The organism is Blastococcus brunescens (assembly GCF_035320885.1).
In the GTDB taxonomy this organism is placed as follows: Bacteria; Actinomycetota; Actinomycetes; order Mycobacteriales; family Geodermatophilaceae; genus Blastococcus_B; species Blastococcus_B brunescens.
In genome coordinates this window covers 4891745-4901425 of record NZ_CP141261.1, presented here as the reverse complement: position 1 = coordinate 4901425, position 9681 = coordinate 4891745, and the positions used below count along the sequence as shown (strand labels likewise).

Genomic DNA, 9681 nt, shown 5'->3' with positions numbered 1-9681 from the left:
CAGTCGTTGCTTCACCCCTGGCTCGACGTATCGCTAGACGGGAACCTGTGCCGTCGGTCGAGCGGACCTCTGCGCGCACGTCATTCGCGTCCGCACACCCCTGCTGCCCGGTAAAGTGGGCCTGATTGTCGGCGTCAGCGAGGCTTGCCGTCCGCTCGGGCGTGCCGCTGATCTGATCCGTGCTCATCCGACCGCTCCCTTCGAGGGGCCCGGGCCACAGGTGGGCCTGCGTGAATCCATGTGTTCGAGGGGCCGAGCGGAACCGAAAGCGTCTCGATTAACCCGTGGTGAGTGATTCTTGCTCGAGCCTCGGGGCCCTGAGTCCGCCTCCGCCTATCGTCAGTTTGCTTTGGGGCTGCCCGTGCGCGCCGCATGAAATAGAGAATGGGGATCATCATGGAGTTACGAGATCTGCTCAGCGCGCTGCGGGCGGGTTGGTGGCTGCCCATGCTTGGTCTGGTCGTTGCCGCCGGCGCAGCCATCGGCTTGAGCCTGGCCCAGACGCCGATGTACACGTCGAGCAGCCGGTTCTTCGTCTCCACCGCCGAGTCGACATCCCCGTCAGACGTGTACCAAGGAAGCCAGTTCTCTGAGCAGCGCCTTACTTCGTATGCGCAAGTCTTGGAGGGCGGCTTCTTGCCAGCCGGGTGATTGAGCGGCTTGATCTGACCGTCTCGGAAGCGGAATTGAGCGATCGCATCACCGCTACTCCGGTGCCCGACACCGTACTAATTGAGGTCTCCGTTACCGATCCCTCGCCTGATCGTGCCCGCGAGATCGCCGAAGTCCTGGCGGAAGAGTTCATTGACCGTGTCGACCAGCTCGAGACACCACGAGATGGCCGCCCCTCGCCGGTAAAGGTGGAGGTCAGTGAGCCGCCGCTGGTTCCTGCGCTGCCTAGTTCTCCGCAGACCGTCCGCAACGCCGGGCTCGCCGGGCTGGTTGGTCTGCTGGTAGGCGCTGGATTGGCGATTCTTCGTGCTCGCCTGGACCGTTCGGTCAAGAGTGCTGAAGTGGCCAGGGACCTCGTGCGAGCGCCTGTGATCGGTGCCATCCTCCGCGATCAAGAGTTAGAGAAGCGCCACATGATGGACCGGAGCGCATCCAGCCGCACGGCGGAGGACTACCGGCAGCTGCGGAACAACCTTCAGTTCCTGAACGTCGACGAACCACCCAAGATCATCATGGTGTCGAGCGCACTCCCGTCGGAGGGAAAGACGACGACGGTGGTCAATTTGGCCCTTGCGCTGGCCGATGCTGGCCAGAGGGTCACTGTGGTCGAGGCGGATCTGCGGCGGCCGAAGGTTACGCGCTATTTAGGCATGGTGGCTGGGGTTGGATTGACAAACCTACTGGCGGGAACCGCCGACCTGGAGCAGGTCGTCCAAGGCTACGGAGACGGGCATTTGCAGGTGATCGGGAGCGGGCCGACTCCGCCGAATCCAGGCGAGCTTCTCGCCTCCAGCCACATGGGCGAGCTGCTCGACAAGCTGCGGGGCTCAACGACTTTGTTCTCATCGATGCGCCGCCGCTCCTTCCCGTGGCGGACTCGTCCGGTCTGGCAGTGCACACCGATGGTGTGCTGCTGTCGGTTCGCTACGGCACTACGCGCCGGGACCAGTTGCAGCAAGCCGCCGTCATCCTAGACCGCGTCGGGGCGAAGGTGCTCGGAGTCATCCTCAACATCGTGCCGCCAAAGGCGGACATGGCGACGGCGACTGGCTATGGATACAGCTACGCGCACGACAAGAGCTAACAGCGAGCCGTGAGCCGACTGCCGCGATCGGTCTGCGCCTTTCCGAGTTGGCGGAGGGCACACCCCTGACAGGAGCTGCGAGATGATGCGCATCCGGAGCGGAACACAAGTCCGCGCCGGGGCTCGCCGCCAGAGATGTCGCACAGCAACGACATTCCACTGCTCATCGCATTCGACAGACCGCCCGCGCGCGCATGAGGTATCTTGACCACCGCGCCGAGTGGGATCGGTTGTCGGAAGCATCTACCCCAAGCGCCTGTTGCAATTCGAGCAAGAATCGGAGAAGCGCAATTCGCAGGATGGTGGATCGTCTTCGGCCCGTGCGCCTTCGCGCTCGGATCGTCCTGGCGGGTTGGAAGGGCAGGCGGTGGGAACGTTGTCTAGGTTCGCTCGTCGTAATCCCATAGTGGCCGCGCCGTCAACCCGCCGCAGGCGTCGGCTACTTAGGGAAGGCCTGTGGGGGCCATCGACCAGGCGGTGATTTCGGCAACGAATCTGGGCCTTGCGGTAGCCGTGGCTCGGAACAGCACTCAATCGGAATTTGGCCTCTTCGCACTATGCCTTACCGTGCATGCGGTGGTCATTACGGTAGGGCGCAGCGGAATCGCGACAATGATTCAGCTTTACACGGCCAATAAGAAGCTACAGCCGGATGTTGTGAAGTCGGGCGCGCTAACTCTCACCCTCGTGCTCGTCGCCCCCGTGGCGGCAGGAGCCCTGCTGGTAGGGGGTGGCTCGACGGCGATGCCAGGATCACAGTGCTCGCATTCTCCCTCGCATACACGACGGTTCCGATTCAGGACTTGACTCGATATTTGGTTCAAGGGCAATACTCGACGGCAAGGGTTGCGGTCGCGGACATCGCGTTAGCCGCCATTATGATGGCTGCGTATGTTGCAATTACCGCAGGCGGGGCGTTGAGCGCGGCGAGTCTTGTACTTGTATGGGGCTGCTCCGCCGGACTTGTCTCGGTCGGTACCTTGATTCAACTCCGAGTGGCTCCAGGATTCATCGCCCTTCGCACATACTGGAAGGCGTCACGTCAGACCACGTTGGCTCTCTCCCTAGAGGGTCTGATCGCCAGTAGCTCCGGACAAGCCGCCATTTTTGCAGTGACGGCCACAGCTGGCCTGCAGGCAACTGCCGCTATCCGGGCAGCACAGGTCGCTTTCGGACCTGTCAATGTAGCTAACGGCGCAATAATGTTGGCCGCGCAACCCGCAGCCTTCGGCGCAAGCGACGAGCCGAGGCGCCTCCTCAGACTGAGCGCGAGCATAGGACTGGCTCTCGTGGCGGTTAGTGTCTGCGTCACCGTAGCGCTACTCTTCCTCCCTCGTGATTTCGGAGTGGCACTGCTTGGACCGAGCTGGGACGCCGCCAGGAGTGTCGTCCCAGCGGTCGGCGCGGCATCTGCCGCGTCCGGTATTGCGGTAGCCGCTCTCGTATCTCTGAGAGCGATCGGTCGTGCCACGACCACACTCAGGCTCCGCGTCGTCCTTTACCCTCTGGTCCCAGCTCTCGCTACGACAGGAGCCCTTTTCTGGGGTGCTGTCGGAGCTGCCACCGGCCTCGCGATGGGCACATTGCTCACGGCGGGACTCCTGTGGATCGTGGCTTACAGGCTCATAGGGGCCGTGCCCCGTGGGGTGGTGTAGCTCGTCCGCGTGCTGCTCTGCGGTGGTGCTGACTATGCCGTCTGCAGGGCGGGCTGGTCGATCACCTCGCTGGAGTCGGTGCGGCGGGGCTCGAGAGCGGTCGGCTCGGGCGGGTTGAGCAGGGCCATGGAGGCATCGGAGAGGTAGCGGCGGTCGGTGACCTGCCACTCGTCGTGGGCCTCGATCAGCACGCAGCTGGCGAGCCGGAGCAGGGCGGTGTCGTCGGGGAAGATGCCGACGACGTCGGTGCGCCGCTTGACCTCCTTGTTCAGCCGTTCCAGCGGATTGGTGCTCCAGATCTTCCGCCAGTGCGCCTGCGGGAAGTCGGCGAAGGCGGTGACCTCCTCGCGGGCGTCACGCAGCAGCGTGGCCACGGCGGGGAACTGCCGTTCCAGGGTGGTCGCGACGTTCTCCACGGCCTCACGAACGGTGTCGGCGGTGGGCTGGGCGAAGATCGTGCGGATCGCGGCGGCGACCATCTCGGCCTGCCCCTTGCTGACGCGGGCGAGCACGTTGCGCATGAAGTGCACCCGGCAGCGCTGCCAGGCAGTTCCGGCCAGCACGGTGTCGATGGCGTTGGTCAGGCCGCGGTGGGAGTCAGAGATGACCAGCTGCACCCCGGTCAGGCCGCGGTCGCGCAGGCCGCGGAGGAAGTCGGTCCAGAACACCTCGTTCTCGCTGTCTCCGACGTCGCAGCCGAGCACCTCGCGGCGGCCGTCGGCGGAGACGCCGGTGGCGATCACGACGGCCCGGGAGACGACCCGGCCGTTGACTCTGGCCTTGCAGTAGGTGGCGTCGAGGAACACGTAGGGGAACGCCTGCTCGTCCAGCGGCCGGGCGCGCCAGGCGGCGACCTCGGTGTCGAGCTGGCCGCAGATCCGGCTGACTTCGCTCTTGCTGATCCCGGACTCCACGCCCAGCGCGGCGACCAGGTCATCGACCTTGCGGGTGGACACGCCTTCCACCCAGGCCTGCATCACCACCGCGTGCAGCGCGACGTCGATCCGCCGGCGCGGAGCCAGCAGCGAAGGGAAGAACGAACCGGTCCGCAGCTTGGGGATCTTCACCGTCAGGTCACCGCTGGTCGTCGCGACGAGCTTGTCGCGGGTGCCGTTGCGCTGCGTCGTGCGGGTCTCGGTGCGCTTGTGCGGGCCGGCGCCGATCTGCGCGGTCGCCTCCGCGTCGATCAACGCCTGCAGCATGGTGAGCAGCAGCCGGCGCATCACCTCGCCGCCGTCAGCGCTGCGCAGTGCGTCGGTCAACTCGAGCAGGGCAGACTGATCCAGGGCCATCGTGTGAGTCCTCTTCTGTGAGTTCCTTGGCGGGTTCTCACAGAGCCTCACGCGGTGGCCCTCAACGTCGGTGACCGACAAGGGGCCCGATCTACACCACTCCAGGGGACTCACCCTCATAGGACCACGGGCGTAGGAAGGATGCACTCGGCCGTTGAGTGGCACGCTAGTTTAAGGATGGTCGCCACTATTCGTGCCCGCGACGCACTCACGAGTCTGCGTAAGCAATTTACGCGTATCAGCCCACCGGAATGACGCACTAGCGCCATCTTGATGTCCCCGCTCGAGCATCCCCCGCTCTGCCCGACGCTAGTGCCCTGACCACAAAGGTTGGCGGTGAAGCCGATGCTTGGGGGCATGGCTGTACGAGTGAGAGTGCGACGGCTCTCCGATGAGGAGGGCCAGCGACTGCAGCGGCTGGTGCGCCGGGGAGAGCCGAAGGCGCCGGCGACCGTGATCCGCTTCCGCCGCGCGACGGTGATCTTGGCTTCGGCCGGGGGAACAGCGTGCCGGGGATCGCCCGGTTGGTCGCCGCCGACGAGGACACCGTGCGGGAGGTGATCCACCGGTTCAACGAGCTCGGGATGAGCGCGCTGGACCCTCGCTGGGCGGGTGGCCGTCCCCGCCAGATCAGCACTGAGGACGAGAAGTTCCTCGTCACGACGGCCAAGACCCGCCCCGCAAGCTCGGCTGCCCATTCACCCACTGGAGCGTGCGCAAGCTGATCGACTACCTGGCCGATAACCCGCGCCGGGTAGTGCGGATCGGTTGGGAGCGGGCCCGCCAGCTGCTGGCCGACCACGAGATCACCTTCCAGCGCACCAAGACCTGGAAGGAGTCCACCGACCCGGAGCGAGACGCCAAGCTGGCCCGCATCGAGCAGGTGATCAACGACCATCCCGATCGGACGTTCGCCTTCGACGAGTTCGGTCCGCTGGCCTGCGTGCCGACACCCGGCGTGTGCTGGGCGCCGGCCAGGCGGCCGCAGCGGCTGCCGGCGAACTATCACAAGACCCAGGGGGTCCGGCAGTTCCACGGCTGCTATTCCGTCGACGCGGACCGGCTGTGGGGTGTGGTCCGGAAGCGCAAGAGCGCCGCCAACACCCTGGCGGCGCTGCGGTCGATCCGCGCGGCACGACCCGACGGCGAGCCGGTCTACGTGATCTTGGACAACCTGTCCGCGCACAAGGGCGCCCGGATCCGCCGGTGGGCCGAACGCAACAACGTCGAGCTCTGCTTCACCCCGATCTACGCCTCCTGGGCCAACCCCATCGAGGTGCACTTCGGACCGTTGCGCTCGTTCGTGCTGGCCAACTCCGAGTACGCCAACCATGTGGCGCTAACCCGGGGACTGCACGACTACCTGCGCTGGCGCAGCGCCCACGCCCGCCACCCCGACGTCCTGTCCGCCCAACGCCGGGAACGGGCCCGTGTCCGCAGCGAACGACATCGGCGCTGGGGCCAGCCACGACAGCGCTCGGCAGCATGAATCACAGCCCTGTCATTCACTTCCCGGCCAACGTTCGTGGTCAGGGCACTAGCAGCACAGACGTGTACCAGTCGTGCAAAAGGCGAGGTAGCCGTTCGGCGCGCCATCGGTCGGGGTCGTGCGGGACCGAGGGGAGCTCAGCGCAGCACCAATGCGCCGCGGAAGATCGCGACCCCGATAGCTCACGACGGAGCCGCCGCTATGGCGAAGCAGGTCCTGCGGTCCCCCAGGTCCAGGCAAACAACCGGACACCCGAGGGTTAACGCTTCTGCCACCGCCCACCCGGCGGAGTCGTGAAAGCTGGGAAATAGTAGCGCCCGGGCCGACGTCAGGAGCGCGAACACCTGGTCGCGTGGAAGGTGTCCCGCGAAACGAACTCGGTCAGCCACACCACGCCGCTGCGCGCGGGCGCGAAGGCGGCCCTCATCGGGTCCCGTCCCTACGAGCAACAGTCGGCTCCTAGGTTCCGGCATCGATGCGATTGCATCGATCGCAAGTGCCCAGCCCTTCAATGGAGCGAGCGTGCCGACACCCACTATCCATTCGCCGTCAGCCACGTCCATCGCAGGGCCCACCCCTGAGCAACTCGGATTGCCACGTTTGGCTCGACGGCAACCTTTGGCGCTATACCGCGAAAGTAGTTTCCGACATCCGAGTTGTTCGCGATCATCAGCGATGATCTAATTGCAGTACGGCGACCGACGAGTTTCCGACCCACCATCCCTCCAATCTCCCGGGTCGCCTCCCCGATGGCCCCCTAAGGCCGAGGTAGCGGTAGAGCCGGAGCGGGGTACCAGTCACACCCCGACAGGACCCCATACGAACGGCACCCCTTTCAGCGCACGGGCCACTACCGGCTGGTAGTCGGTCGCGAAGGTCACGTGGTGCGCCAAGTCGAACCGGTTTTGTTCGTGCAAGCGACGCACGACCGATCGGGCGCGGATCTGCCAGGCAGCGTAGTACGCCTGAGTACCTAGAGGGAGCCGCTTTTTCCATTGCTTGGCGCCTAGGCCTAGGTCGAAGCCGATGAGCCGACACCGCACCAACTGCTCATCAGACAGAGCCTCCCGGATTAGCTGGACGTTCTTCTGCCGGGTCAGAACATCAACATGCTCACAAACGCTCAACGCAGCCTTGAGGAACTCCCAGCCCACACCGGGCTCGGATCCTCGATGCGGATCACAGGCGTAGGCGCTGAAAAGGAGCCGAATCGGCAGCCGAGGCAAGCCCTCACACAAGTCCACGATAAGTTCCCGTCAACTGCCCCCGAGTGAGCTCGACCATCCCCCGCCACACCTTCTCGAGGAGCTCGGGGTCGTCCGCCGAGACCGAGATTCCGCCGGCACAGTGCATCCCCGGCGGGCGCAGGATCAACACCGGCCTGCGCGAGTCGATCGCCAGGAGAACCCTTCCGCGAACCCCTCTCCCCGCTACGGACGGAGACCGGCCGAGAACGGGTGAGTAACTTTCAGTCAATTCGGCCATAGCGGCCGATACAGCACGATCGTCCCCAGCGATGTTGATGTGGTGCGCGATTGGGTGACGAAGGCGATGCAGACCTCTGCGCGACAACTGACTTTGAAGTCGTGTTGCAGAGTTGCCCCAGGCAACCGGCTTCTTGCCAGCAAGAGCCCCTCGGAGGCGCCGATACCCGCGCCGTTGCAAGACCCGTGGCGCCAGGGCGGTAAGCGCCTCACAGTCGGCCCTCGCCAGGATGCCGCGCAGAGCGGTCGTATCCCCCTTAGCCCAGCGTTTTGAGATTAGGTAAAGGTCTTCGGCACACTCAGACAACCGCGACCACCGCTCGCCACGCTCCACGTGCGCCAAGAGGGGACCAGTCCTCACGGCATAGCGGGCGCGGCCGTGGGGATCGAAGACTAGGTCGATCTGGGTTCCCGACGAACTACCACATCTTGCCCAGAAGGTGTTTAGGTTGTTGCGATCCGAGGGCCACAACATGATGGGTCCTACGCCCGAGGGCTCCAACGTGTCGGCCAGATCCAATACGACGCTTGAAGGCAAGCGGTCGACGACCAGATCGACATCTGATTCCACATCTCCGGATGCAATGCGCTGTTCACCGTGAAGCACTGCGTAGCGCATCTTGCTGCTGTCGAGTGCGTCGAGGATCATGGCAGCCAATGACGGGTCCGTCGTTGGCACTAGTTCCTCCTTGCCCCGCGCGAGGCGCGGCCTATATGCACTTCCGCCAAGCGCAGGCACTGATGGTAGGTGACAGCCTCCGAAGCCGAGGATGTCACCGGATCGCCCTTAGCCGTGCTTTGGTTCGTGCTCGCTCATACACGCCGCCGATGCGCTCCAGCCAGATCTGCTCAGAGTACTCGGATTCGTACAGGTGGCGAGCGCGACTAATGAACCCCGACGCGCCCGCTCTCAAAGCGTCGATGGCATGGACCAAGGAAGACGAACTCACCCCCGCCTCGAACGTGATTCCCGCGCCAGCCGCTTCGAGAAGGTCGCCTTCCGCGACGGCGTTAGAAAGGAGTACAGGCGTTCCTGACGCTAGCGCCTCCAGCATCACTGTCGGTTTGCCCTCCCGCCAGAGGCTCGGGAGAATAAGGGCTTCAGCTCTTGCCACTGCCTTGGCCAGGTCCGCCTGAGGAATCTGCCCCTTGAAGGATATGCCGGAATGAGCAGTGTTCGCAGCAGCGGCCACGAGGCCCTTCAGGGGTCCGTCACCGTAGATTGTTAGGGGCTCCCCGCTTGGCCAATGCTCAAGGAGCCACTTGATGCCCTTCTCCGGAGTTAGCCTTCCGGCGAAGACGAATCCCGATCGTATCCGAGGATCAAGCGTTGGTTTTGAGACTTCAGGAAGTGGTGCAAAATTTGGGACGACGTCGATGACCATAGACGGAAACTGGGATGAGTAGATCGCTGCGGCGTCGCGGTTCAACGCGATGTAATGATCCACCTCGGACGTAATGGGGTTCTTTCGTCCCCCACTCCGCGTCGCGATGGCCAGCGGCACCGTAGCCGCTCTGCTGTCGCGGTAACAGCTGTGTCGCACCGCTTGGAAACTGCCCATCGTAAGGCAGTCACTGCACGACTTCCCGTCTCGGAAGAGAGTCGCCGCCGAGCAGAAGGGCCGAAAGTTGTGAAGCGTCGCCACTTTGGCTCCTCGGTACTGGCCCAACCAACGGGACCCCCAATTAGGAAAGAGGTTGTGCACGTGCACGACGTCTGCCTGGAATCCGCGCAGTTGTCCTCTTGGGTCAGCTCCCCAACCCGTGGATACAGTCCATGCCCTCGCAGAGCGGGGGCGAGGCCGTTATCAGTCGACTGCCGTGCCACAACCACGACCTCGTGACCTTGCCGTCTTAACGCATCCACTTGCGCTTTGACCACAATGTTCTCGCCGCTAGGTTGGCCAGGCCTGTAGAAGCTATGAACGAAGGCTATCCTCACCTGGCGCCTCGTTTCCAATGGTTGAGCCGTCTGACGCTATTGCAGCTACGAGGCCCACAGGCA

The 9681-nt window shown here is 64.3% G+C and carries 8 protein-coding genes; 4 read left to right on the top strand and 4 right to left on the bottom strand.

Annotated features, from left to right (window positions below):
• The first annotated feature begins 384 nt into the window (after positions 1-384).
• Together U6N30_RS32935 and U6N30_RS32930 are read left to right on the top strand one after the other, a co-directional pair.
• Positions 385-651 carry a YveK family protein gene (locus tag U6N30_RS32935; protein WP_324275621.1) on the top strand — a complete coding sequence of 89 codons (267 nt, stop codon included), beginning with the start codon at positions 385-387 and terminating at the stop codon, positions 649-651.
• A complete protein-coding gene (locus tag U6N30_RS32930; RefSeq protein WP_324275620.1) occupies positions 648-1646 on the top strand; it encodes a division plane positioning ATPase MipZ in 999 nt (332 codons plus the stop codon). Before U6N30_RS32935 ends, U6N30_RS32930 begins: the two co-directional genes overlap by 4 nt.
• 1797 nt (positions 1647-3443) lie before the next feature.
• Here U6N30_RS32930 and U6N30_RS32925 read toward each other — a convergent pair.
• A complete protein-coding gene (locus U6N30_RS32925) occupies positions 3444-4703 on the bottom strand; it encodes an IS256 family transposase (RefSeq protein WP_324275619.1) in 1260 nt (419 codons plus the stop codon).
• A 506-nt stretch (positions 4704-5209) separates the two neighbouring features.
• Here U6N30_RS32925 and U6N30_RS32920 point away from each other — a divergent pair.
• Positions 5210-5428, top strand: coding sequence for a helix-turn-helix domain-containing protein (locus U6N30_RS32920; RefSeq protein ID WP_324275618.1), 219 nt, complete (start codon positions 5210-5212; stop codon positions 5426-5428).
• Entirely contained in the window at positions 5416-6192 is a 777-nt protein-coding gene (locus U6N30_RS32915; protein ID WP_324275617.1) for an IS630 family transposase, read from the top strand. The genes U6N30_RS32920 and U6N30_RS32915 overlap by 13 nt, the downstream gene beginning before the upstream one ends.
• A 182-nt stretch (positions 6193-6374) precedes the next feature.
• Here the strand turns inward: U6N30_RS32915 and U6N30_RS35215 are convergent, their stop codons facing one another.
• The 3 genes from U6N30_RS35215 to U6N30_RS32905 form a co-directional block, all read right to left on the bottom strand.
• Complete coding sequence (locus tag U6N30_RS35215; protein WP_422678011.1) at positions 6375-6755, bottom strand: glycosyltransferase; 381 nt, start codon at positions 6753-6755, stop codon at positions 6375-6377.
• 234 nt (positions 6756-6989) lie between these two features.
• Positions 6990-7346, bottom strand: coding sequence for a hypothetical protein (locus tag U6N30_RS32910; protein ID WP_324275616.1), 357 nt, complete (start codon positions 7344-7346; stop codon positions 6990-6992).
• 1103 nt (positions 7347-8449) lie between these two features.
• Positions 8450-9124 carry a glycosyltransferase family 4 protein gene (locus U6N30_RS32905; protein ID WP_324275615.1) on the bottom strand — a complete coding sequence of 225 codons (675 nt, stop codon included), beginning with the start codon at positions 9122-9124 and terminating at the stop codon, positions 8450-8452.
• Positions 9125-9681: the final 557 nt, after the last annotated feature.